The sequence below is a fragment of the Streptomyces sp. NPDC088817 genome (genome assembly GCF_044750345.1).
Taxonomy (GTDB): domain Bacteria; phylum Actinomycetota; class Actinomycetes; order Streptomycetales; family Streptomycetaceae; genus Streptomyces.
In genome coordinates, this window is record NZ_JBIVJN010000007.1 from 64191 (window position 1) to 87049 (window position 22859).

The 22859-nt window shown below is 72.7% G+C and carries 22 protein-coding genes; 4 read left to right on the forward strand and 18 right to left on the reverse strand.

From position 1 onward, the window contains the following. Window positions 1-21 precede the first annotated feature (21 nt). The 3 genes from ACIP4X_RS14765 (at window position 22) to ACIP4X_RS14775 (ending at window position 3244) form a co-directional block, all read left to right on the forward strand. Entirely contained in the window at window positions 22-1419 is a 1398-nt protein-coding gene (locus tag ACIP4X_RS14765) for a solute carrier family 23 protein (RefSeq protein WP_358735817.1), read from the forward strand. A gap of 123 nt (window positions 1420-1542) precedes the next feature. Then, window positions 1543-2220, forward strand: a complete 678-nt coding sequence (locus tag ACIP4X_RS14770) for a DUF5995 family protein (protein WP_358735815.1) — start codon at window positions 1543-1545, stop codon at window positions 2218-2220. A 91-nt stretch (window positions 2221-2311) separates the two neighbouring features. Then, on the forward strand, window positions 2312-3244 hold the full coding sequence (locus ACIP4X_RS14775) for a TIGR03619 family F420-dependent LLM class oxidoreductase (RefSeq protein ID WP_391456557.1): 933 nt from the start codon (window positions 2312-2314) through the stop codon (window positions 3242-3244). Between the two features lie 16 nt (window positions 3245-3260). Here the strand turns inward: ACIP4X_RS14775 and ACIP4X_RS14780 are convergent, their stop codons facing one another. The 10 genes from ACIP4X_RS14780 to fmt form a co-directional block, all read right to left on the reverse strand. Continuing rightward, on the reverse strand, window positions 3261-4973 hold the full coding sequence (locus ACIP4X_RS14780; RefSeq protein WP_391456555.1) for an FAD-dependent oxidoreductase: 1713 nt from the start codon (window positions 4971-4973) through the stop codon (window positions 3261-3263). Between the two features lie 49 nt (window positions 4974-5022). Beyond that, window positions 5023-5811 (reverse strand): carbon-nitrogen hydrolase family protein, encoded by a 789-nt coding sequence (locus tag ACIP4X_RS14785; RefSeq protein WP_358735810.1) that lies wholly within the window; start codon window positions 5809-5811, stop codon window positions 5023-5025. A 206-nt stretch (window positions 5812-6017) separates the two neighbouring features. Next, window positions 6018-6470, reverse strand: a complete 453-nt coding sequence (locus tag ACIP4X_RS14790; protein ID WP_358735808.1) for an Lrp/AsnC family transcriptional regulator — start codon at window positions 6468-6470, stop codon at window positions 6018-6020. A gap of 34 nt (window positions 6471-6504) precedes the next feature. Further along, the gene (locus ACIP4X_RS14795) at window positions 6505-7947 is read right to left on the reverse strand and encodes a GuaB1 family IMP dehydrogenase-related protein (protein WP_358735806.1); all 1443 of its coding nucleotides are present in this window, start codon (window positions 7945-7947) and stop codon (window positions 6505-6507) included. Between the two features lie 132 nt (window positions 7948-8079). Next, the gene (locus ACIP4X_RS14800) at window positions 8080-8409 is read right to left on the reverse strand and encodes a barstar family protein (protein ID WP_391456552.1); all 330 of its coding nucleotides are present in this window, start codon (window positions 8407-8409) and stop codon (window positions 8080-8082) included. Next, window positions 8406-8807, reverse strand: coding sequence for a ribonuclease domain-containing protein (locus ACIP4X_RS14805; protein ID WP_358735802.1), 402 nt, complete (start codon window positions 8805-8807; stop codon window positions 8406-8408). Before ACIP4X_RS14805 ends, ACIP4X_RS14800 begins: the two co-directional genes overlap by 4 nt. A 38-nt stretch (window positions 8808-8845) precedes the next feature. Further along, on the reverse strand, window positions 8846-9889 hold the full coding sequence (locus ACIP4X_RS14810) for a sugar-binding domain-containing protein (RefSeq protein WP_358735800.1): 1044 nt from the start codon (window positions 9887-9889) through the stop codon (window positions 8846-8848). A 78-nt stretch (window positions 9890-9967) separates the two neighbouring features. Further along, entirely contained in the window at window positions 9968-10654 is a 687-nt protein-coding gene (rpe, locus tag ACIP4X_RS14815; protein WP_358735799.1) for a ribulose-phosphate 3-epimerase, read from the reverse strand. A 97-nt stretch (window positions 10655-10751) separates the two neighbouring features. Further along, window positions 10752-12167 (reverse strand): transcription antitermination factor NusB, encoded by a 1416-nt coding sequence (locus ACIP4X_RS14820; RefSeq protein ID WP_391456548.1) that lies wholly within the window; start codon window positions 12165-12167, stop codon window positions 10752-10754. A gap of 82 nt (window positions 12168-12249) precedes the next feature. Continuing rightward, window positions 12250-13182, reverse strand: a complete 933-nt coding sequence (gene fmt, locus ACIP4X_RS14825) for a methionyl-tRNA formyltransferase (RefSeq protein ID WP_391456546.1) — start codon at window positions 13180-13182, stop codon at window positions 12250-12252. A gap of 332 nt (window positions 13183-13514) precedes the next feature. On the opposite strand from fmt, the gene ACIP4X_RS14830 reads away from it, so the two are divergent. Further along, window positions 13515-14048, forward strand: a complete 534-nt coding sequence (locus ACIP4X_RS14830) for a hypothetical protein (protein WP_358735794.1) — start codon at window positions 13515-13517, stop codon at window positions 14046-14048. Between the two features lie 48 nt (window positions 14049-14096). On the opposite strand, the gene ACIP4X_RS14835 is transcribed toward ACIP4X_RS14830, so the two are convergent. From ACIP4X_RS14835 to ACIP4X_RS14870, 8 genes are all read right to left on the reverse strand, one after another. Beyond that, window positions 14097-16244 (reverse strand): primosomal protein N', encoded by a 2148-nt coding sequence (locus tag ACIP4X_RS14835; RefSeq protein ID WP_391456544.1) that lies wholly within the window; start codon window positions 16242-16244, stop codon window positions 14097-14099. Between the two features lie 114 nt (window positions 16245-16358). After that, window positions 16359-17573, reverse strand: a complete 1215-nt coding sequence (gene metK, locus ACIP4X_RS14840) for a methionine adenosyltransferase (RefSeq protein ID WP_358735791.1) — start codon at window positions 17571-17573, stop codon at window positions 16359-16361. A gap of 239 nt (window positions 17574-17812) precedes the next feature. Further along, window positions 17813-19015 carry a bifunctional phosphopantothenoylcysteine decarboxylase/phosphopantothenate--cysteine ligase CoaBC gene (gene coaBC, locus ACIP4X_RS14845; RefSeq protein ID WP_358735789.1) on the reverse strand — a complete coding sequence of 401 codons (1203 nt, stop codon included), beginning with the start codon at window positions 19013-19015 and terminating at the stop codon, window positions 17813-17815. A 185-nt stretch (window positions 19016-19200) separates the two neighbouring features. Further along, window positions 19201-19473 (reverse strand): DNA-directed RNA polymerase subunit omega, encoded by a 273-nt coding sequence (rpoZ, locus tag ACIP4X_RS14850; protein ID WP_004933985.1) that lies wholly within the window; start codon window positions 19471-19473, stop codon window positions 19201-19203. Between the two features lie 62 nt (window positions 19474-19535). Next, entirely contained in the window at window positions 19536-20129 is a 594-nt protein-coding gene (gmk, locus tag ACIP4X_RS14855; RefSeq protein ID WP_358735787.1) for a guanylate kinase, read from the reverse strand. A 58-nt stretch (window positions 20130-20187) separates the two neighbouring features. Continuing rightward, complete coding sequence (locus ACIP4X_RS14860; RefSeq protein WP_003977346.1) at window positions 20188-20511, reverse strand: integration host factor; 324 nt, start codon at window positions 20509-20511, stop codon at window positions 20188-20190. A gap of 289 nt (window positions 20512-20800) precedes the next feature. Next, window positions 20801-21646, reverse strand: coding sequence for an orotidine-5'-phosphate decarboxylase (gene pyrF, locus ACIP4X_RS14865; RefSeq protein ID WP_358735785.1), 846 nt, complete (start codon window positions 21644-21646; stop codon window positions 20801-20803). Further along, window positions 21643-22758, reverse strand: coding sequence for a quinone-dependent dihydroorotate dehydrogenase (locus tag ACIP4X_RS14870; RefSeq protein WP_358735784.1), 1116 nt, complete (start codon window positions 22756-22758; stop codon window positions 21643-21645). Before ACIP4X_RS14870 ends, pyrF begins: the two co-directional genes overlap by 4 nt. Between the last annotated feature and the right edge of the window lie 101 nt (window positions 22759-22859).

Genomic DNA, 22859 nt, shown 5'->3' on the forward strand with positions numbered 1-22859 from the left:
TACAGAGAAAGCGAAATCCCCATGGACCTCGGCGTGCGCTGGAAGCTGCACGGTGACGGGCGCACGCCCGCACCCGGAGCGGTGGTACGGCCCGACGAACGACTCTCCTGGCCCCGCACGGCAGGACTCGGCGCCCAGCACGTCGTGGCCATGTTCGGCGCCTCCTTCGTCGCCCCCGTGCTCATGGGCCTCGACCCCAACCTCGCGATCATGATGTCGGGCGTCGCGACCGTGATCTTCCTGCTCGCCACCCGCGGCCGGGTGCCCAGCTATCTGGGCTGCTCGCTCTCCTTCGTGGGCGTCGCCGCGGTGATCCGGGCGCAGGGCGGCACCAGCGCCACCGTGACCGGCGCGGTATTCGTCGTGGGAGTGGCGCTGTTCCTGGTCGGTCTCGCCGTCCAGCGCTTCGGGGCCCGGATCATCCACGCCGCGATGCCGCCGATCGTCACCGGCGCGGTCGTCATGCTGATCGGCTTCAACCTCGCTCCCGTCACCGCCTCCACCTACTGGCCGCAGGACCAGTGGACGGCCCTGCTCGTCATGCTGTTCACCGGTCTGGCCGTCGTGTGCCTGCGCGGCTTCTGGTCCCGGATCGCGATCTTCCTCGGGCTGGTCTTCGGCTACGGCATCTCCTGGGTGTTCGACCGGGTCCTCGGAAAGATCCACTCCGTGGACGCGGGCGGCAGGCTCACCGACCACTGGCGTCTGGACCTCTCCGGCGTGGGCAAGGCCGACTGGATCGGGCTGCCGTCCTTCCACGGGCCCAGCTTCCAGTGGTCGGCGATCCTCGTGGCGCTGCCGGTCGTCATCGCGCTGGTCGCGGAGAACGCGGGGCATGTGAAGGCGGTCGGCGAGATGACCGGCGACCCGCTCGACGACAAGCTCGGCACGGCGATCTCGGCGGACGGTGTGGCCTCCATGCTGTCGACCGCGGTGGGCGGTCCGCCGAACACCACCTACTCCGAGAACATCGGCGTGATGGCCGCGACCCGCGTCTACTCCACCGCCGCGTACTGGGCCGCCGCGGGCTTCGCCCTGCTGTTCGGCGTCTGCCCCAAGTTCGGCGCGATCGTGGCCGCGATCCCGGGCGGTGTCCTCGGCGGCATCACCGTCATCCTGTACGGCATGATCGGTCTGCTCGGCGCGCAGATCTGGATCAACGCCAAGGTCGACCTGCGCAACCCGCTGAACCTGGTGCCGGCCGCGGCGGGCATCATCATCGGCGTCGGCAACGTCAGCCTGAAGTTCAGCGACACCTTCTCCCTCAGCGGCATCGCGCTCGGCACCCTGGTCGTCATCACCGGCTACCACGCGCTGCGTGCCTTCGCCCCGCCCCACCTCAAGAGGCAGGAGCCGCTGCTGGACGAGGGCACGTCGTCGTACGGCGGCGAGGCCGAGGGCACCCGGCCGGCCTCGTAGGCCGCCGCCCGGCCTGCCGCGTGGGAGCGCCCCGCCCGGTCCGCCGGCGGGGCGTTCCCTCGTTCCGGGGAAGCGCCGGGCCCGTCGGCGCCCTCGCCGGGCCGGGCCTGGGACGCTGCCTGCATGGGGCAATCGGCACAACTCACCCATGGCGGCCGGGGCACAGGCGACGCGGTGGACGCGACGGTCGTCCGGATGCGCGACCTGGCAGGGTCACTGCCCGAGCGCGACGGGATCGCGGTCTTCCACCGTGTGTACCTCGCCGTCACCGAGGCGGCCGGTCGCTGGCCGGCGACCGCGCTGGACGCACCGCTCGCCGGACGGTACCTCGCCGCCGTGGACGCGGCCGCCGAGGCGCGGCGGCCACCCGCCTGCTGGCGGCCGGTGCTCCAGTTCCGCCGGCACCCCGGGGTACGGCCGGCGCAGTTCGCGCTGGCGGGCCTCCACGCCCACATCGGCCACGACCTGGCCCTCGCCGTGGTGGACGCCTCCCGGGCGGCGCGGTGCGAACCGGCCGACCTGGAGAGCGAGTTCGACCGCGTCGGCGACTTCCTCCTGTCGCTGGAGGAGCGGGTCCGCGAGGACCTGACGCCCGGCCCCGAACTGCTCCGGATCACCGACCCGCTCACCCATCTGCTCGGCTCGTGGGACCTGGAGCGGGCGCGGGAGGCGAGCTGGTCGGCCGCGCGGGCGCTGTGGGCGCTGCGCCGACTGCCCGACGTGGCCGAGGAGTTCGCCCGGCGGCTGGACACGGCGATCGGCTTCGACTGCCGCATGATGCTCACTCCGCTGTCCGGCTGATCCGGACGTCCGCGGGCACCTTCCTGGAACAGCCTCGTGATCACTGTACGTTGACCACGGGACACGGACGATCACGAAGGAGCGCACCGTCATGGCGACCCGGCTGGGAATCGGTCTTCCGCAGAACCGTCAGTACGAGCTCGGCAGGGACGTGCCCGACGTGGCACGCGCCGTGGAGCGCATCGGCTACGACAGCGTGTGGGTCTACGAGCGGGCCCTGTTCCCGGAGCCCGCCACGCAGGGGCTGTACGGCATGGAGGGCGTGCCCTGGCCCGACTCCTACCGGCATGTGGCCGACCCGCTGGTCACGCTCGCCCTGGCCGCCGCGGTCACCGAGCGGGTCGGGCTGGGCACCAGCGTGCTGGTCGCACCGCTGCACCTGCCGTTCCAGCTCGCCCGGTCCCTGGCCTCGCTCGACGCGGCCTCGGGCGGCCGGGTGATCGCCGGTTTCGGCACGGGCTGGTCCCTGGACGAGTACGCGGCCACGGGGATCCGGCCGATCAAGGAGCGCGGCCGGGTGCTGGACGAGGTGATCGACGTCTGCCGGGCCGTGTGGGGCCCTGACCCGGTGCGCTACGACGGCCGTATCACGAAGATCGAGTCGGCCGTGGTGGGCCCCAAGCCGGCCAGGCCGATCCCGATCCTGCTGGCCGCGGGCACCCGCAAGGCCAGGGAACGGCTCGTCGAGCACGCCGACGGCTGGCTGCCGGTGGCCGCGGGCGGCGCCGAGCGGGTCGCGAGCCAGTGGGACGCGCTGCGGGACCTCGCCGCCGAGCGGGGCCGGCAGCAGCCGATCCGGACGGTGCTGCGGGTGAACGCGGCGTACTCGGCCAAGGCGTACGACGGCGCAGGGCGCCGGCCCTTCCAGGGCAACGCGGACCAGATCGTCGAGGACCTCCTCGCGTACGCGGAGCTCGGTCTGGAGGAGATCCTCATCGACGTGCAGGGCAGCCTGCGGGACGCCGAGGAGCTCACGGACGTCGCCGCGGAGGTGTTCCGGGCGGCGCGGACGGCCGGGGTGTGACCGCCCGCGACTCCTCTCAGTCCTCCGGGAGTTCGACCGGGGCGATCTCGTCGTAGACGTCGCCGGGGCCGGGGTTGGACGGGTCGGTGGCGCCGCCGAACTGGTGCATGACGCCCCAGACCGCGTTCAGCGCGGTCTGCACGGCGCCCTCGGCCCACCCGGCCGTCCAGGAGATGTCGTCGCCGGCGAGGAAGACGCCCCGCTTGTCCTCGGGCAGCCGGTCCTGCATGAAGTGGGTGAACAGGCGCCGTTGGTAGCGGTAGTGGCCGGGCAGGTTGGCCTTGAACGCGCCCATGAAGTAGGGCTCGTTCTCCCAGGAGACGGTCACCGGGCTGCCGATGACATGCTTGCGGATGTCGACGTTCGGATAGATCTCCGACAGTGACTTCAGCATGACCTCCATCCGCTCGTTCGCGGACAGCGGCAGCCACTTCAGGCTGTCGTCGCACCAGGTGTAGGAGAGGCAGATGACGGCGGGCCTGTCCGGGCCGTCGTCGAGCAGGTAGGTGCCGCGGGTCATGCGGTCGGTGAGCGTCATCGACATCACGTCCCGGCCGGTCGGCTCGCCCTTGTCGTCGACGGCCTCGTCCAGCCAGAAGGGCCGGTCCACGGGCACGAACAGCTTGCTGGACTCCATGTAGTGGGTGCGCTCGATCGCGGTCCAGTGGTCGATCGGGAAGAGCGCGTCGTCGCACTGGACCTTGGACAGCAGCATCCAGGACTGGGCGGTGAAGATCGCCGCCCGGTAGGTGCGGATGTCGCCACTCGCGTCCGTCACCGTGATCCGGTTGTTCGCGGTGCGGTGCAGCCGGGTGACCGCGGGGCGCGGTTCGCCGTCCACGTGCAGGGACTTCAGCGACGTGCCGTAGGGCCAGTGCACGATCTTCTCCGGCTCGCGCTCCCACAGCCGCAGGGGCAGTTGCTGCGAGCCGCCCACGATGCCGCGGTGGTGGTCGTCGGCCTCGGTGTAGACGACGCGCAGGATCTCCAGGATGGAGTTGGGGAAGTCGGTGTCCCAGCCGCCGGTGCCGAAGCCGACCTGGCCGAAGATCTCCCGGTGCCGGAAGGAGCTGAAGGCCTCGGAGTCGCACAGGAAGCCGTAGAAGGTCTGGTTGTCGAGCTTCTCGACCAGCCTGGACCAGATCTCGCGGATGCGCGGCACGTCCCGCTCTCGCAGGGCGCGGTTCATGTCGGAGAAGTCGGCGCCCTCCTCCAGGCATCTGTTCCAGGCGTCCGCCACGTCCCGGTAGACCTGCGGCAGGTCGTCGATGGTCTCGGCGTAGTGGGACTCGCCCTTGAGGTCGACGACGGTCGACGGGGTCGCCTCGGACAGGGGGTTGGGGAACGGCCGGGTTTCGAGGCCCACCAGGTCGATGTAGTGCTGGAGGGCGGTCGAGGACGGCGGGAAGCGCATGGCGCCCATCTCGGCGGTCAGCGACTCGTCGCAGCCCTCGAAGCCGACCGTGCGCAGCCGGCCGCCGATCCGGTCGGCCTCGTAGACGACGGGCTTGAGGCCCATCTTCATCAGCTCGTAGGCGGCGACGATGCCGGACAGGCCGCCGCCGATGATCGCGACCTCGCTGCCGTGCTCGGTCGCGGGGACCTGGCCGAGTCCCGCCGGGTGGGCGAGGAAGTCGTCGTACGCGTACGGGAAGTCCGGGCCGAACATGGTGATCGGCGGCTGCTGCTCGTCTGCGTGCTCGACGGCGTTGGGCACCGTGGACGTCATGGGGTACGGACTCCTTGCGGGAAGAACTGGGGCGGGGAGATCGGGTGGTTCAGACGAGGGACCCGTAGAGGCCGGGGCGGCGGCCCTCCAGATACGGGTTCGCCTCGCGGGAGGCGGCGAGGAAGGCGGGGTCGGCGTCCGCGAGGACCAGTTCCTCGGACCGTCCGGCGCGGGTGCGGGCCACCCCGTCCGGTCCGGCCAGGGCGGAGAGCCCGACGAACTCGAACTCGCCCTCGTTGCCGACCCTGTTGACGTAGGCGATGTACATCTGGTTCTCGAAGGCGCGCACCGGGACCAGGGATTCGGCGACGAACTGGAACGGGTGCATCAGTGCCGTCGGGACGACGAGGAGGTCGGTGCCGGCCAGCGCGTGGGCGCGTACGTTCTCCGGGAACTCCACGTCGTAGCAGATGATCAGGCCGACGGTCAGCCCGTTCAGCTCCGCCTGGACGACCGGCTGCTCGCCCGGTGTGAAGTGGGCCTGCTCGAAGTCGCCGAACAGGTGCGTCTTGCGGTAGTCGGCGAGGCGGGTGCCGTCGGCGGAGATCAGCTGGACGGAGTTGTACACCGCCTCGCCGTCCCGCTCCGGGTAGCCGTAGGCGACGGCCAGTCCGTGCCGGCAGGCCAGTTCGGCGACCGCGTCCGCCCAGTCGCCGTCGGCGGGCTCGGCGAGCCGGCCGATGTCGCCGCCGATCGCGTATCCGGTCAGGAACAGCTCCGACGTCGCCAGCAGCCCGGCACCTGCGGCGGCGGCCCGGCCTGCGGCGGCGTCGAGGACCTTGAGGTTCTCGCCGACGGAGCCGGGACGGCCGGAGCTCTGGAGCAGGGCGGTGCGCATGGGTGTTCCTCACCGGTACGGGGGGTCGGGGATCGCTTAGACGCTACGGTCGGCGACCCCGGCGAACAAGCCGCAGCCGTTGCGCGTCGGTGAGCTGTTCGTTGCGTGCGACCGGCGGTGCACGGCGATTCGTTGCACGGCCCGGTGCCGGGTGCGCGCGAGGGCCCGACCTGCGGCGGGCTGGCGCAGGCCGGGGCTCCGGCGTTCTAGCCGGGCGCGCCCGAGGAGAAGCGGCGGAGCAGGGGGGAGAGGACGAGGACGGACTTCGTCCGTTCCACGAAGGGCTCGCCCGCGATGCGCTCCAGGACGCGCTCGAAGTGGCGCATGTCGGCGGCGAAGACCTGGACGATCGCGTCCGCCTCACCGGTGACGGTGGAGGCGGACACGACCTCCTGGTAGCGCTCCAGGCCGCGCTGGATGGTCTCCGGGGAGGTGTTGCCGCGGCAGTAGATCTCGACGAACCCCTCGGTCTGCCAGCCGAGCGCGGCCGGGTCGACCCGTACGGTGAAGCCGGTGATGGCGCCGGTGGCGCGCAGCCGGTCCACGCGCCGCTTCACCGCGGGCGCGGACAGGCCGACCAGTTGCCCGATGTCCGCGTAGGAGCGGCGGGCGTCCTCGGCGAGGGCGTGCACGATGCGTTCGTCGAGATCGTTCAGCACTGTCGGTGGTTCGCTTCTCGGGTACTCGGCGGGCTCAGTTCCAGCTGGCGTGCAGCGGCTTGCCCTCGGCGTAGCCGGCCGCGCTCTGGATGCCGACGATGGCCTTGTCGGCGAACTCCTCCAGGGAGCCGGCCCCGGCGTAGGTGCACGAGGAGCGGACGCCCGCGATGATCGAGTCGATCAGGTCCTCGACGCCCGGCATGGCCGGGTCGAGGAACATCCGGGAGGTGGAGATGCCCTCCTCGAACAGCGCCTTGCGGGCGCGGTCGTACGCCGACTCCTCGGAGGTGCGGTTGCGCACCGCGCGCGCGGAGGCCATGCCGAACGACTCCTTGTAGGGGCGGCCGTTGGCGTCGTGCTGGAGGTCGCCGGGCGACTCGTAGGTGCCCGCGAACCAGGAGCCGATCATCACGTTGGACGCGCCCGCGGCGAGCGCCATCGCCACGTCGCGCGGGTGGCGGACACCGCCGTCGGCCCACACGTGCTTGCCGTACTTCCGCGCCTCGGCCGCGCACTCCAGGACCGCGGAGAACTGCGGGCGGCCCACGCCGGTCATCATGCGGGTGGTGCACATGGCGCCCGGTCCCACACCGACCTTGATGATGTCCGCGCCCGCCTCGATCAGGTCCTTGACGCCCTCGGCGGAGACGATGTTGCCGGCGGCGACGGGCACCCGCGGGTCGAGGTCGCGCACCAGCTTGACGGCGTTGATCATCGATTCCTGGTGGCCGTGCGCGGTGTCGATGACGAGGGTGTCGACGCCCGCGGCGAGCAGCTGCTCGGCCTTGCCTGCCACGTCGCCGTTGATGCCCACGGCGGCGGCGATGCGCAGCTTGCCACCGGCGTCCGTGGCCGGGCTGTACAGCGTGGCGCGCAGGGCGCCCTTGCGGGTGAGGATGCCGGCGAGCCTGCCGTCCCGGTCCACGGCGGGCGCGTAGCGGCGGTTGGCGCCGTCCAGGGTGTTGAAGGCCTCGCGCGGGTCGATGTCCGCGTCCAGCAGGAGCAGGTCCTTGCTCATGACCACTTCGAGCTGGGTGAAGCGGTCGACGCCGGTCAGGTCGCGGTCGGTGACCACGCCGACCGGCCGGTGCTGCTCGTCGACGACGACGCCGGCGTTGTGCGCGCGCTTGGGCAGCAGGGCCAGGGCGTCGGCGACGGTCTGGTGCGGGGCCAGCACGATCGGGGTGTCCAGGACCAGGTGGCGGCTCTTGACCCAGGAGATCACGTCGGTGACGACGTCGATCGGGATGTCCTGCGGGAGGACCACGAGACCGCCGCGGCGGGCCACGGTCTCGGCCATGCGGCGCCCGGCGATGGCGGTCATGTTGGCGACGACGAGCGGGATGGTGGTGCCCGTGCCGTCCGGGGAGCTGAGGTCCACGCCCTGACGTGAGCCGACCGCGCTGCGGCTCGGCACCATGAAGACGTCGTCGTACGTGAGGTCGTACGCGGGCTGGATGTCATTGAGGAAACGCACGTGCCGCACATCCCAGTCGATCAGAGGTGACCCCCGGACAGGTCCGCCAGGGGGAAAGAGCACGTACTTCATTCTCCCATGGCGGGAACCGTGCCATGCCCGGACCGAACGTCCAGGCCGGCCGGCGGCCCCCTAGGAGGAACCTCCAAGCGCGAGGGAGACGTCCAGGTCGGGCCGGCCGGCCGCCGCCGAGGCGAAGACCTCCACGGCGATCTCCCATTCCTCCGGTCCGGCCTGCGCGTAGGCCTCCCAGTCCCGGACCACGACCAGCAGTCCGCGCTTCACGGCCTCGGCGGGCCAGAGGGTCTCGTCGCCGAGGCTGTCGGCCAGCGCGTCCCAGTTCCGTCCGAACCAGTCGGGCAGCGCGAGGTCGCGCACGGCGCGGTCCATCAGTCCCGCCTTGTCCTTGACACCGTCGAGGTCCAGGGTGACCACGACCCGGCCCGCCAGGTCTTCGCTCATCTCAGTACCGCCCGGAACGTGTTGTAGTGATCATCGGTGTAGTAGAACTCCCCGCCCCGGCCGGCGACGATGCGCCTGGCCCCGCGGTCGCGCGAGCCCGGGGTACGCACCGTGTACTCGTGGTAGTAGCCGCGCGGCTCCTTGGGCAGCCGCCCCTCGAAGTTGCCGAACACGGTGTCGTCCTGCCGGTACGGGTAGGGGCCGCCCCTGTCGACGAGGTCCAGGGTCTGCCGGGCCTCGGCCGGCAGCCGGGACCGGCTGATCGTGGCCATACCGTGGGCCCACGACGGCGCGGAGGGGTCGGAACCGGCCTGCCCCGAGGGCGAGCAGCCCGTCAGGAGGACGGCGAGGGTGACGAGGAGCCCCGCGAGCACACGGGGGACGAACCGCAGCAGCATGCCGACGATGCTCCCACGGCCGTCCCGCCGTGGGCTCGTCAGGTGCCGTCCGGGTCCGCCCTGTTGAGAGCGGGCCTGGGGGTGGGACCCGCCGTCATCAGATAGTCCGCGGCCGAGGTGTCCGTGACCAGGCTGGTGACCAGGCCGGACCGCAGCACCGCGTCGATCGCCGCCGCCTTGCGCTGCCCGCCCGCGATCGCGACGACCTCGGGGATGCGTCGCAACTGGTCGGCCTTGACGGTGATGCACCGCTCCCCCAGGTCCCGTCCGATCCGGCGGCCCTCGGCGTCGAAGAGGTGCGCGGCCATCTCGGCGGCGACACCGAGCGAGGCGTAGTGGGCCCGCTCCTCGTCGCTGAGCATGTCGTGCACCGTCGAGATGCCCGGCTCCCAGGAACCGATGGACACGCAGGCGACCGTGACCTTGTCGAAGTATTCGAATGCGCGCGCGATTCCGGTCTGGTGGCGCAGCGCGGTCGCGGTGGCCGCGTCCGGCAGCAGCATCGGCGCGTAGATGGGGTGGGCGTCACCGCCCGACACCTGGGCGGCGCGGCGCACGGCCTCCACGGAGCCGCGCTCCGAGGTCCCGGCGTCGTACACGCCGGTCAGCTGCACCACCGTGCAGGGCGGCAGCCGGTTCAGGGCCGCCGCCATGTGGATGGTGGACCGGCCCCAGGCCAGACCCAGCACGTCTCCCTCGTCGACGAGCTCGCCGAGCAGATCGGCGGCCACTTCGCCGAGGTTCTCGGGGTCGGGCGTCTCCTCTGCCTCGGCCGGGGACTCGACCACGACGGCGTGCCTGAGGCCGTAGCGGGCGCGGAGCGCGTCGGAGCGCTCGGCGTCCAGCTCGGCGGGCACGCGGATCTCGATGCGCACGAGATCCCGTTCGAGAGCGGTCTCGAGGACCCGGGCCACCTTGAAGCGGCTGACGCCGAACTCCTCGGCGATCTGGATCTTCGATTTGCCCTCGAGGTAGAAACGGCGGGCCATGGCCGCCGCCTGCACCAGCTCAGCGGGTCCCATCCGCATGGCTGACCGGCCCGCCGACATACCGGACACGGCGATCTCCTCACTGCTGTTCACACTCTGGATTCACCGTTCATCCTTGCAGATCCGGCGCGGTTGATCAGCCCTGATGGTTGCCGTTCACGCAGCCGTTGTTCAGTGGCCGCACGCCCAGGACGCGTTGGCGGTGGCCGTCTCCGCCTGACCGCGCAGCGCACGCACCGCTTCCGCGGGGTCCTCGGCGCCGTAGACCGCCGAGCCGGCGACGAACACGTCCGCGCCGGCCTCCGCGCACCGCTCGATCGTCGAGGCCGACACCCCGCCGTCCACCTGGAGCCAGAGCTGGAGGCCGTGCTTGCCGATCAGCTCACGGGTACGGCGGATCTTGGGCAGCATGATGTCGAGGAAGGCCTGGCCGCCGAAGCCCGGCTCCACCGTCATGATCAGGAGCATGTCGAGCTCGGGGAGCAGGTCCTCGTACGGCTCGATGGGGGTGGCGGGCTTGAGTGCCATCGAGGCCCGGGCCCCCTTGGCGCGGATCTCGCGGGCCAGCCGTACGGGGGCGGCGGCCGCCTCGACGTGGAACGTCACGGAGGAGGCGCCCGCCTCGACGTACTGCGGCGCCCAGCGGTCGGGCTGCTCGATCATCAGGTGGCAGTCCAGCGGGGTGTCCGTGGCCCGGGCCAGGGACTCCACGACGGGCACCCCGAGCGTGAGGTTCGGGACGAAGTGGTTGTCCATGACGTCCACGTGGAGCCAGTCGGCCCCTTCGACCGCCTTCGCCTCCTCGGCGAGGCGCGCGAAGTCGGCGGACAGGATGCTGGGGTTGATCTGCACGGCCATGCCCCAAGCGTGCCATGCCCCGGCCCTCCGGTCCGCCCCGGTACCCCACCGGCGTCCGAGTCCGCTCCACGGCGGGTCCGTGAGCCGGCGGGGCAGGTCAGCCGGTGCGGCGGATCAGGGCCAGGTACATCGCGTCGGTTCCGTGCAGATGCGGCCACAGCTGCACGTCGGGGCCGTCACCGAGGATCCCCACGCCCGGCAGCAGGGGGCGGGCGTCGATCAGCTCGGTGCCGGGGAACTGCTTGAGCACGTCGCCGACCACGGCACGGGTCTCGGCCAGGTGCGGAGAGCAGGTCGCGTAGCCGACCACACCGCCGACGCGCACCGACTCCAGGGCCGTGCTCAGCAGGCCGCGCTGGAGCGGGGCGAAGCCGTCCAGGTCCTCCGGGCGGCGCCGCCACCGGGCCTCGGGGCGCCTGCGCAGGGCGCCGAGGCCGGTGCAGGGCACGTCGACGAGGACACGGTCGAAACTGCCGGGCCGCCAGGCCGGGCGCGTGCCGTCGGCGGCGATCACCTGGTAGGGGCCGGGGTTGCCCGCCAGCGCCTTGGCGACGAGCCCGGCCCGGTGGGGCTGCTTCTCGGAGGCGAGCAGGACGGCTCCGCGCTCGGCGGCCAGCGCGGCCAGCAGGGCCGCCTTGCCGCCGGGGCCCGCACAGCCGTCGAGCCACTTGCCGTCGGGACCGTCGAGGGGCGCGTTGGCCAGGGCGAGCGCGACGAGCTGGCTGCCCTCGTCCTGGACACCGGCCCGGCCCTCCCGCACCGCGTCCACGGCGCCCGGTTCGCCGCCCTCGGTCAGCCGCACCGCGTACGGCGACCAGCGGCCCGGCAGCGCGGCCTCCTCGCGCAGCAGCTCCTCGGTCGTGGCCCGTCCGGGCCGGGCGACCAGCGTGACCTCCGGCCGCCCGTTGTCGGCCTCCAGCAGGTCCTCGATCCCGGCGCGTGGGCCGCCGAGGGAGTCCCACAGGGCGGAGACGACCCAGCGGGGGTGCGAGTGGACGACGGCGAGGTGGTCCTCGGGGTCGTCCTCGTAGGGCGGGGCGACCTTCTCCAGCCATCCGTCGAGGTCGTTCCCCGCGACCTTGCGGAGCACGGCGTTGACGAACTTGGCCCGTCCGTCGCCGAGGACGACCCGGGCGAGCTCGACGGTGGCGGACACCGCGGCATGGCTCGGGATGCGCGTCCCCAGCAACTGGTGGGCGCCGAGCGACAGCACGTCCAGGACGGGCGGGTCGACCTCCCGCAGCGGGCGGTCGACGCAGGCCCCGATGATGGCGTCGTACGTCCCCTGGCGGCGCAGCGTGCCGTACACCAGCTCGGTGGCCAGCGCGGCGTCACGGCCGTCGAAGTCGCCCTTCTCGCGTGCCTTGCGCAGCAGCGGGGGCAGGACGAGGTTGGCGTAGGCGTCCCGCTCGTCCACGGCGCGCAGCGCCTCGAAGGCCAGGATGCGGACGGGGTCCTTCTGCGGCCGGCGGTAGGGCTTGGCGGGCCTGCGGGGCCGACGGGTGTCGCTCACGAAAAAGGTGCTCCGGTTGTCTGGGTGCGCCGCGCTCGTACACGCGGTGCACCCAGCCTACGTCCCGGTTCGTGCCGCCTCGTCAGCCCCCGAGGGTCTCGCCCTCGGCGATGCGCGCACCGCGCGCCCAGTCCGCCGCCCGCATCGGCTTCTTGCCCTGTGCCTGCACCCACAGCAGCTCGACGGCGTACGAGCCGGTGCCGACGTGGACGTCGTTCTTGCCGACGGCGAGCGCGCCCGGGGCGAGGTCGGTGCGCTGCGGCGTGGGGGCGGCGTGGATCAGCTTGAGCCGCTCGCCGCGGAAGGTGGTCCAGGCGCCGGGCGCCGGGGTGCAGCCGCGCACCACGCGGTCCACGCGCAGGGCGGGGGCCGTCCAGTCGACCCGGGCGTCCTCGACGGTGATCTTGGGGGCGAGGGTGACGCCCTCGGCCGGCTGCGGCACGGCCTTGAGGGTGCCGTCCTCGATGCCGTCCATGGTCGCGGCGAGCAGTCCGGCGCCGGCGAGGGCGAGCCGGGTGAGCAGGTCGCCGCTGGTGTCGGTGGGCCGGATCGCCTCGGTGACGGTGCCGTAGACCGGACCGGAGTCGAGCCCTTCCTCGATGAGGAAGGTGGACGCGCCGGTGATCTCGTCCCCGGCCATGAGCGCGTGCTGCGCGGGGGCGGCGCCGCGCCAGGCGGGCAGCAGCGAGAAGTGCAGGTTGACCCAGCCGTGGGCGGGGATGTCGAGGGCCACCCTGGGCAGCAGCGCGCCGTAGGCGACGACCGGACAGCAGTCCGGGGCGATCTCCCTCAGCCGCTCCAGGAACTCCGGGTCCCGCGGCTTGAGCGGCTTGAGCACCTCGATCCCGGCCTCCTCCGCCCGCTCGGCGACCGGGCTCGCGACCAGCCTGCGCCCGCGGCCGGCCGGTGCGTCGGGCCGGGTGACGACGGCGGCCACCTCGTGCCGCCCGGAGGCGAGCAGTGCGTCCAGAGCGGGAACGGCGACCTCGGGGGTACCGGCGAAGACGAGCTTCATGGGGTGGCTTGGGCCTCTCGGGCGGGATGGACGGCGGGCAGCGCACCAGTCTATGACCACGTATGCGGAGCGGCGGCCGACAGGCGGGACGGGGTGGGGCGGCCGTGGGCGCGTGGCGGGCCACGGGACCTCGGGACCGGCGACGCGCGTGGGGGTCGGGGAGCGCCGTCCGGCCGCGCAGCGCGCGTCCGGCGCACGGGGGCGTACGTATGTGTCCCTACGCCCCCACACCGTGACCCGTGGAGCTGAAGCGCGTTGGTCAAGAAAGAGTTGACCACAGCGGGCCGCTGTCCGGCCCGATTCCTTTCAACGCCGGTTCGAGAGGCTTGTTCATGGCCGACCACGCAACCCACGACGCCCAGGCCCGGGCCAGCCTTCACTTGCTGGTGCGGGACATCGAGCGGGTCCGCCGGCAGGTGGACGCGCTGCGCACGCTCACCGCTCAGCTTGGCAACGTCTACCGCCCGCGCCGCTCCGGCCCCTCCACGGGCTTCGTCGTCTACGGACGTGCCCCCGCCCCGACCGTCCGTCTCGCCCAGGAGCTGCGGGACAGCGTCGAGACCCTGGTCACGGCCGCCGTGGACTTCGACCGCTCGCTCGGCTTCTCGTGGGACGCCGTCGGCTCGGCCCTCGGCGTCACCAAGCAGGCGGTCCACCGGCGCTACGGCGCCCGCCGTGCGGCGGCCCAGGCGGCGGCCGAGGGCGAGCGTGCCCCGGACCCGGCGGGCGCCCGTACGGTCAATGTCGGCAGCGGCATCCCCACGGTCCCCGCGGCCCGTTCCATGCCGACCCAGCCGACGGCCGGCAGCCCGGTCCTGCGCGAGGACCCCCGCCCCACCGCCTTCCCCGGCCCACGCAACGGCTGACACCCTTTTCCCTCCCGGCCGGCACCCGGGAGGGCCCACGCGGAACCGTCAGCCGATGTCCGGTGGGTCGATACGGATCCAGACCGGGTCGGAAGTACCGCGGGTCAGGCGGGTCGCCTGGGCGGACTTCAGGGCGGAGGCCAGGGCGGCCCCGCTGCCGGGCGGGACACGGATCAGGGCGCGCGTCCACTGCTCGCCGGGCGGGGGCGCGCCGGAGCGGCGGGGGCGGCCGGGAGACGTGACCGGCAGCGGAACGGGGCCCAACACCTCTGCCTCCCGCGGTAGTTCGACGGCGGTGAGGAAGTCCGACACCGCCTCAGCCGGACCCGACACGGCCGCCATGCGGGACACCGGCGGGAACCCGAGTTCGGCGCGCTCGGACAGCTCCCGCAGGGCGTGGCCGACGGGGTCCCAGCGCACCAGCGCCTGCACCGGCCGCAGGGTCGGTTCGGCGACGACGACCACGGTGCCGCCCTCCGGCTGCGGCCGGACCAGCGCGGCGGCCGCCGTCCAGCGCCGCAGCGCGTCCTCTCCCGCACGCAGATCGGGCCGCCCGAGCATGGCCCAGCCGTCCAGGAGCAGCGCCGCCGCGTACCCGCCCTCGGCGACCGGCTCCGCGCCCGGGGTGCTCACCACCAGCGCCGGTGTCCCCGGCACCGTGTCCAGCACATGCTCGCGCCCCGAGGTCCGCACCGGCACGGACGGGAACGCCCGGCCCAGTTCCTCGGCGGTCCGCCGCGCCCCGACGACCTGGGCCCGCAGCCGGAACGAGCCGCACTCCGGGCAGTGCCAGGCCGGCTCCTCCCGCCCGCACCAGCCGCAGCCGAGCGCCCCCGCGTCCTGCCCCTGGAGGGGTCCCGCGCAGTGCCGGCACCGCGCGGGCGCCCGGCACTGCGCGCAGGCCATCCGCGGTACGTAGCCCCGGCGGGGCACCTGCACCAGCACGGGCCCGTGCCGCAGCCCCTCCCTGGCCGCCTGCCAGGCGAGCGAGGGCAGCCGGGCGGCCCGCGCGGCCTCGTCCCGCGCGAGCTCGGCGTCGCCCACCGTGCGCACGAGCGGAGCCGCCCGCCGTACCTGTTCCCTCGCGGCGACGAGCGGCCCGGCCCAGCCGCTCTCGACGAGCTGCGCCGCCTCCACCGTGCAGCTCCAACCGCCCAGCAGGAAACCGCACTTGTCCTGCGCGGCGCGCAGCAGCAGCACCTCGCGGGCGTGCGGCTGCGGCGCGTGCTGCTCGCTGTGGCTGTCGTCCCCGTCGTCCCACAGGGCGACCAGACCGAGGTCCCGCACCGGCGCGAACATGGCGGCCCGGGTGCCGACGACGGCCCGCACCGAGCCCCGGGATACGGCGAGCCACTGCCGGTACCGCTTCTCCGGCCCCGCGTCGGCGGTGAGCAGCGCGTGCCGTCCCTCGCCGAGGAGGGCCGTCAGCGCGGCGTCCACCCGGGCGGCGGCCCGCCCGTCCGGGACGACGACGAGCGCGCCGCGTCCCGAGGCGAGAGCGGCGGCGACGGCGCGGGCCAGTTCCTCGCTCCACCCGGGTCCGGGCAGCGCGTTCCACACGGCACGCGGCGAGCCGCCCGCGGCCAGCGCGGTCACGAACGCGGCCCCCCGTTCGTACCGGGCCCAGGAGCCCGCGTCGGGTGCGGTCGGCGGTGGCAGCGGTGGGGGCGAGGGCCGTTCCTCGGCGCGCGCCCTGCGCGGTGGCACGGCGAGTTGCAGCACGTCGGCGAGGCTGCCCGCGTACCGGTCGGCGACGGCCCGGGCCAGGCCGAGCAGTTCCTCGCCGAGCACGGGCTCGGGCGAGACGACCTGGGCGAGCGCGGCGAGCGGCCCGGCGTAGTCGGACTCGGCCCGGCGCTCGATCAGATACCCGTCGATGAGTCCGCCGCCCTCGCGCCGGCCCTCGCGCACCCGGTGCCGTCCGGCTCCGAACCGTACGCGGACCCGCACTCCGGGCCGTGCGTCCGCGTCGAGTTCGGCGGGCACGGCGTAGTCGAAGTACCGGTCGAGGTGCAGTGCGCCCTTGTCGACCAGGACGCGCGCCACGGGCAGTTCCGCGGCGAGCGCGGCACCGCGCCAGGTGCGCGGCTTGGCCCGTGGCTCCTTCGCCTTGCGCACGGTCTCCCGGATGAGCGCAAGCTGCTCCGGCGGCGCCCCCGCGGCTCCGCCGTCCCCCGTCCCGTTCTCGCTGCTCACGCTTGCATTCTTACCAAACGGGACCGACAACCGACGGCGAGCGAGGCCCGGACCCCCGTGGGGTCCGGGCCTCGCTCAGGTCTCGCGTCGGCCGGGGGGCCTGCCGCCCCGGTCCTACAGGCCCGCCGCCTCGCGCAGGGCGTCCACGCGGTCCGTGCGCTCCCAGGTGAAGTCGGGCAGCTCACGGCCGAAGTGGCCGTACGCGGCGGTCTGGGCGTAGATCGGGCGGAGCAGGTCGAGGTCGCGGATGATGGCGGCCGGACGCAGGTCGAAGACCTCGTCGATGGCCTTCTCGATCTTCTCGGGTTCCACCTTGTGGGTGCCGAAGGTCTCCACGAACAGGCCCACCGGCTCGGCCTTGCCGATCGCGTAGGCGACCTGGACCTCGCAGCGGGCGGCCAGACCCGCCGCCACCACGTTCTTCGCGACCCAGCGCATCGCGTACGCGGCCGAGCGGTCCACCTTGGACGGGTCCTTGCCGGAGAAGGCGCCGCCGCCGTGCCGGGCCATGCCGCCGTAGGTGTCGATGATGATCTTGCGGCCGGTCAGGCCCGCGTCGCCCATCGGGCCGCCGATCTCGAACCGGCCGGTGGGGTTGACCAGCAGCCGGTAGCCCTCGGTCTCCAGCTTGATGCCGTCGTCCAGCAGCGCCTTCAGCTCGGGCTCGACGACGAACTCGCGGATGTCGGGCGCCAGCAGCGAGTCCAGGTCGATGTCGGAGGCGTGCTGCGAGGAGACCACCACGGTGTCGAGGCGGACGGCCTTGTCGCCGTCGTACTCGATGGTGACCTGGGTCTTGCCGTCCGGGCGCAGGTAGGGGATCGTGCCGTTCTTGCGCACGTCCGACAGGCGCTTGGACAGCCGGTGCGCCAGGAAGATCGGCAGCGGCATCAGCGTCGGGGTCTCGTCGGAGGCGTAGCCGAACATCAGGCCCTGGTCGCCGGCGCCCTGCTGGTCCAGCTCGTCACCCGCGGCGCCGCCGTCGACCCGGGACTCGTACGCCGTGTCCACGCCCTGGGCGATGTCCGGGGACTGCGCGCCGATGGAGACGGACACGCCGCAGGAGGCGCCGTCGAAGCCCTTCTTGGAGGAGTCGTAGCCGATCTCGAGGATCTTGTCGCGGACCAGGGTCGCGATGTCAGCGTAGGTCTTGGTGGTGACCTCGCCGGCCACGTGCACCAGGCCGGTGGTGATCAGTGTCTCCACGGCGACCCGGGAGGTCGGGTCCTCGCGCAGAAGCGCGTCGAGAATGGTGTCGCTGATCTGGTCAGCGATCTTGTCGGGGTGACCCTCGGTCACGGACTCCGAGGTGAACAGGCGACGGGACACAACGCTCCCTGGGGTTGCAGCGGCTGCTGGCTGATCATTGGCGGACGGGCACGGGGCTGCGCCTGGCGTCGTCCGAGAACAGTTTATCGGTCGCGCTCGGCCGCCGGCCCACCTGTCTCGCCTCTCGGGAGCGCTGTGACCTGCGGCACGGGCATTCTGCCGAAGCCCGGCGACCTTGGCCAGAGTCGCCACGCGCCGGGCTCCGAAGTTCGGCGGGACAGTGCGGGCGCCGAGGGTACTCAGGCGAGCCGGGCGGCCACCAGGTCCCACACGGTTTCGGCCAGGGCCTCCTTCGGTCCGTGCGGCACGGGAGTCTCGCCGCCGTCGGCGGCCAGCACCACGGCCTCGTTGTCCTCCGCGCCGAAGGTCCTGCGCTCCCCCACCTCGTTGACCACGAGCAGGTCGCAGCCCTTGCGGGCGAGCTTCTTGCGCCCGTTGGCGAGGACGTCGTCGGTCTCCGCGGCGAAGCCCACGATCACCTGTCCGGGCCGCGCCCGTTCGGCTGATATCTCGGCGAGGATGTCCGGATTACGCACCAGGGTGACGGGCTCGGGGTCCTCGCCGTCCTTCTTCTTGATCTTGCCGGTCGCGTAGGCCGCCGGACGGAAGTCGGCGACCGCGGCGGCCATGACCACCGCGTCGGCGTCCGCGGCGGCCTTCAGCACGGCCTCCCGCAGCTGCACGGCCGTGCCGACCCGGACGAGGTCCACGCCCGCCGGGTCCGGCAGGGAGGTGTTGGCGGCGACGAGGGTGACCCGGGCGCCGCGGGCCGCCGCCGTCCGGGCGAGGGCGTAGCCCTGCTTGCCGGAGGAGCGGTTGCCGAGAAAGCGGACGGGGTCGAGGGGCTCGCGGGTGCCGCCGGCGCTGACGACGACGTGCCGCCCGGCGAGGTCGGGCTCGCTCGCGCCCCGGGCCAGCACACGGCGGCAGACCTCGAAGATCTCCGCCGGTTCCGGCAGCCTGCCCTTGCCGGTGTCGACGCCGGTCAGCCGGCCGACCGCCGGTTCGATGACGACGGCGCCGCGGCGGCGCAGCGTCGCCACGTTGTCCTGGGTGGCCGGGTGCTCCCACATCTCGGTGTGCATCGCGGGGGCGAAGACCACCGGGCAGCGGGCGGTGAGCAGGGTGTTGGTCAGCAGGTCGTCGGCGAGGCCGTGGGCGGCCCTGGCGAGCATGTCGGCGGTGGCGGGGGCGACGACGACCAGGTCGGCCTGCTGCCCGATGCGCACGTGCGGGACCTCGTGGACGTCGTCCCAGACCTCGGCGGAGACGGGGTGGCCGGACAGGGCCGACCAGGTCGCGGCGCCGACGAAGTGCAGCGCGGAGGCGGTCGGCACCACGCGCACGTCGTGACCGGACTCGGTCAGCCTGCGCAGCAGCTCGCACACCTTGTAGGCGGCGATGCCGCCACCGACCCCCAGAACGACCTTGGGCTTGCTCACCGGGCCTCCCCGCACTCGACACACGCACGCCGCGGCTGGTCGGCGTACGCGTCCATGCTGCATCATCGCGGGATCGGCTCCCGCACCCCCCGAGCAGACCACAGGCCCGGCATTCACGCTGCCGGGCCTGTGGAAAAACCTGCCACGATCTTCGGATACGAAGAACCGCGGGTACTACTGGCGGACTACTGGCCCGGGCCCTCGACGGCCTCGGACGTCAGCAGACCCGCGTTGATCTCGCGCAGCGCGATGGAGAGCGGCTTCTCGTGGACGTGGGTGTCGACGAGCGGACCGACGTACTCGAGGAGGCCCTCGCCGAGCTGCGAGTAGTACGCGTTGATCTGGCGGGCCCGCTTGGCCGCGTAGATCACGAGGCTGTACTTCGAGTCGGTGGCCTCGAGGAGCTCGTCGATCGGCGGGTTGATGATGCCCTCGGGCGCGGAGATGGAAGAGGACACGCTCTACCTTCCGATGGATGGGAAAGATTCAGTCGGTGCGACCGTCACAGTCACAGTCACGATCACACAACGTCCATCAAGGCTAGCAGCTCGCGAGCCACGTCCTCGACGGAGGTGTTGACCAGGGTCTCGTCGAACTCCGGTTCGGCCGCGAGTTCGATCTTCGCCGCCCCCAGCCGCCGCTCGATGACCTCGGGCGGCTCGGTCCCCCGTCCGGTGAGCCTGCGCACGAGCTCCTCCCAGGAGGGAGGCGCCAGGAACACCAGCCGGCCCTCGGGCATGGACTCACGGACCTGCCGGGCGCCCTGGAGGTCGATCTCCAGCAGCACCGGCACACCCGTCTCCAGGTGCTCCAGCACGGCGGCGCGCGGGGTGCCGTAGCGGTTGCCCGCGAACTCGGCCCATTCCAGCAGCTCGCCGTTGGCGATCATCTTGTCCATCTCGTCGTCGGTGACGAAGAAGTAGTGGACGCCGTGCTGCTCACCGGGGCGGGGCTTGCGGGTCGTCGCCGACACCGAGAGCCAGACCTCGGGGTGTTCCTTGCGCATATGGGCGACGACCGTGCTCTTGCCGACCCCTGAGGGGCCGGAGAGCACGGTCAGCCGCGGACGTGCGTCCGGGGGTACGGGGGTCGCGCCCCGGGGTGTTACAGCCATGCGGCGATTATTCCAGCAATCGCACGGTGCCCGGGACTCCTGCCCGGAGACCCTGGATTCAGGAGCCGGTGCTGCCGAACTCGCGCTCCAGGGACGCGATCTGGTTGGACCCGAGGCCGCGCACGCGGCGGCTCTCGGAGATGCCGAGCCGCTCCATGATCTGCTTGGCGCGGACCTTGCCCACGCCCGGCAGGGACTCAAGGAGGGCGGAGACCTTCATCTTGCCGATGACGTCGTTCTCCTGGCCCTGCTTGATGACCTCGTGCAGGGAGGCGCCGGAGTGCTTGAGTCGATTCTTGACCTCGGCCCGCTCCCGGCGAGCCGCGGCGGCCTTTTCGAGCGCGGCTGCGCGCTGTTCAGGGGTTAGGGGCGGAAGAGCCACGCCTACGTCACCTCGGATGTCGAACTGTCGGATACGGACCGGTGAGGAACCTAGTCGCCCCACACCTGGGGAGCCACGAGCAACACGCTTGCCCGTTCTCCCCCACTACGTTGAGGGCGTGGGAGGCGCCCCCACTCGACGGAGACTAGCGGTCCCGTCCGCCGGAGTCAGCGAGAACAGCGGAAAAGTCCTGGTCAGCCTCCGCCAGGCCGGGCATTTAGGACATAATGCCCCGGATTTGAGGATGTATCCAGCCTGACGAGTGCCCCGGACCGCCCGCCGGAGGCACTCAGCCGCCGGTCACCGCGGTCCTGATCTCCTCCGCGAAGCGCTCCGCGGCGTCGCGCAGCGCCCCCACCGCGGGACCGTGACGCAGAACACCCCGGCTGACGCTCGGGACCACGTTGCGCACCGCGGGGCCGAACACCCGGGGAAGGTCGGCCGGCGTCGCGCCCTGCGCGCCGATCCCCGGCGCGAGCAGCGGCCCGCCCATGTCCAGGTCGTACGACGACAGATCGCCCAGCGTGGCCCCCACCACCGCGCCGAAGGAGCCGAGCGGGGCCTGCCCCGCGTTCTCCTCGGCGAGGTGCGCCAGTACGGTCGCGGCGACGCTGCGGCCGTCGGGCCGCACGGCGTGCTGGACCTCGGCCCCCTCCGGGTTGGAGGTCAGCGCCAGCACGAACAGACCCGCGCCGCTCTCCCGCGCCATCTCGACCGCGGGCCTCAGCGACCCGTAGCCGAGGTACGGCGAGACGGTGAGCGCGTCCGAGAACAGGGGCGCGTCCTCGCGCAGGAACGACTCGGCGTAGGCGGCCATGGTGGAGCCGATGTCGCCGCGCTTGGCGTCCATGACGACCAGCGCGCCGGCCGCCCGGGCCTCCTCGACCGACTTCTCCAGCACGGCGAGACCGCGCGAGCCGAAACGCTCGTAGAAGGCGCTCTGCGGCTTCAGGGCGGCCACCTGTCCGGCCAGCGCCTCCACCACGGTGCGGCTGAACCGCTCCAGGCCGGCCACGTCGTCGTTCAGGCCCCACTCGGCGAGCAGGGAGGCGTGCGGGTCGATGCCGACGCACAGCGGGCCACGCTCGTCCATGGCACGGCGCAGCCGCGCGCCGAAGGGCTCCCTCGGGCTCATGCCGTCTCCCCGGCCTTTCTCACATCGGCGCCGACCGCGTCGGCGAGGGTGGCGTACGGGCTGGTCCGCAGGCGTGCGGCGAGCCCCTTGTGGATGGCACGGCTCCAGAAGGGCCCCTGGTAGACGAAGGCGCTGTAGCCCTGGACCAGGGTGGCGCCGGCCAGGATGCGCTGCCAGGCGTCCTCGGCGTTCTCGACGCCGCCGACGCCGACCAGGGTGATGCGGTCACCCACACGCGCGTAGAGGCGGCGCAGCACCTCGAGGGAGCGCGCCTTCAGCGGCGCGCCCGAGAGCCCGCCGGTCTCCTTCACCAGTGAGGGCGCGGACGTCAGCCCCAGTCCCTCGCGCGCGATGGTGGTGTTGGTGGCGATGATCCCGTCAAGGCCCAGCTCCACGGCGAGGTCGGCGACCGCGTCGACGTCCTCGTCGGCGAGGTCCGGCGCGATCTTCACCAGCAGCGGCACCCGGCGCCCGGGCACGACCCGGTCGGCGGCCTCGCGCACGGCGGCCAGGAGCGGGCGCAGCGCCTCGGTGGCCTGGAGGTCGCGCAGTCCGGGGGTGTTCGGCGAGGAGACGTTGACGACCAGGTAGTCGGCGTACGGGGCCAGCCGCTCGGCGGACTTCACGTAGTCGCCGACGGCCTCCTCCTCCGGGACGACCTTGGTCTTGCCGATGTTGACGCCCACGACGGTCCTGAAGACGGGTGTGCGCGAGGCGAGGCGCGCGGCGACCGCGAGCGAGCCCTCGTTGTTGAAGCCCATGCGGTTGATCAGCGCGCGGTCCTTGACCAGCCGGAACAGCCGTTTCCTCGGGTTGCCGGGCTGCGGCTCGCCCGTGACCGTGCCGATCTCGACGTGGTCGAAGCCGAGCATCGACATCCCGTCGATCGCCACGGCGTTCTTGTCGAAGCCGGCGGCGAGCCCGAAGGGGCCGTGCATCCGCAGCCCGAGGGCCTCGGTGCGCAGTTCCTCGTGGCGGGGGGCGAGCACGGCGGCGGCGAACGTGCGCAGCACCGGGACGCGGGCGGCGAGCCGGATCCAGCGGAAGGCCAGATGGTGCGCCTGTTCCGGGTCCATCCGCTGGAAGAACAGGCGGAAGAAGAGCTTGTACATCACTGGGTCACTGAGTCCTCGGGTGTCCTCGGGGCCTCATGGGTCCCCCTGGTGCTCGTGAAGAGGGGGACACCGTTTCCGATGTCCCCCTCGGGGCCGGA

What these genes read in the sequence shown, in the direction of transcription:
- ACIP4X_RS14770 (WP_358735815.1), top strand. Translation starts at nt 1,543, where the DNA reads ATGGGGCAATCGGCACAACTCACCCATGGCGGCCGGGGCACAGGCGAC.
- ACIP4X_RS14780 (WP_391456555.1), bottom strand. Translation starts at nt 4,973, where the DNA reads ATGACGTCCACGGTGCCCAACGCCGTCGAGCACGCAGACGAGCAGCAG.
- ACIP4X_RS14800 (WP_391456552.1), bottom strand. Translation starts at nt 8,409, where the DNA reads ATGAGCGAAGACCTGGCGGGCCGGGTCGTGGTCACCCTGGACCTCGAC.
- ACIP4X_RS14765 (WP_358735817.1), top strand. Translation starts at nt 22, where the DNA reads ATGGACCTCGGCGTGCGCTGGAAGCTGCACGGTGACGGGCGCACGCCC.
- ACIP4X_RS14785 (WP_358735810.1), bottom strand. Translation starts at nt 5,811, where the DNA reads ATGCGCACCGCCCTGCTCCAGAGCTCCGGCCGTCCCGGCTCCGTCGGC.
- gmk (WP_358735787.1), bottom strand. Translation starts at nt 20,129, where the DNA reads ATGGCTGTAACACCCCGGGGCGCGACCCCCGTACCCCCGGACGCACGT.
- fmt (WP_391456546.1), bottom strand. Translation starts at nt 13,182, where the DNA reads ATGAAGCTCGTCTTCGCCGGTACCCCCGAGGTCGCCGTTCCCGCTCTG.
- ACIP4X_RS14870 (WP_358735784.1), bottom strand. Translation starts at nt 22,758, where the DNA reads ATGTACAAGCTCTTCTTCCGCCTGTTCTTCCAGCGGATGGACCCGGAA.
- pyrF (WP_358735785.1), bottom strand. Translation starts at nt 21,646, where the DNA reads ATGAGCCCGAGGGAGCCCTTCGGCGCGCGGCTGCGCCGTGCCATGGAC.
- ACIP4X_RS14775 (WP_391456557.1), top strand. Translation starts at nt 2,312, where the DNA reads ATGGCGACCCGGCTGGGAATCGGTCTTCCGCAGAACCGTCAGTACGAG.
- ACIP4X_RS14830 (WP_358735794.1), top strand. Translation starts at nt 13,515, where the DNA reads ATGGCCGACCACGCAACCCACGACGCCCAGGCCCGGGCCAGCCTTCAC.
- ACIP4X_RS14805 (WP_358735802.1), bottom strand. Translation starts at nt 8,807, where the DNA reads ATGCTGCTGCGGTTCGTCCCCCGTGTGCTCGCGGGGCTCCTCGTCACC.
- rpe (WP_358735799.1), bottom strand. Translation starts at nt 10,654, where the DNA reads ATGGCCGTGCAGATCAACCCCAGCATCCTGTCCGCCGACTTCGCGCGC.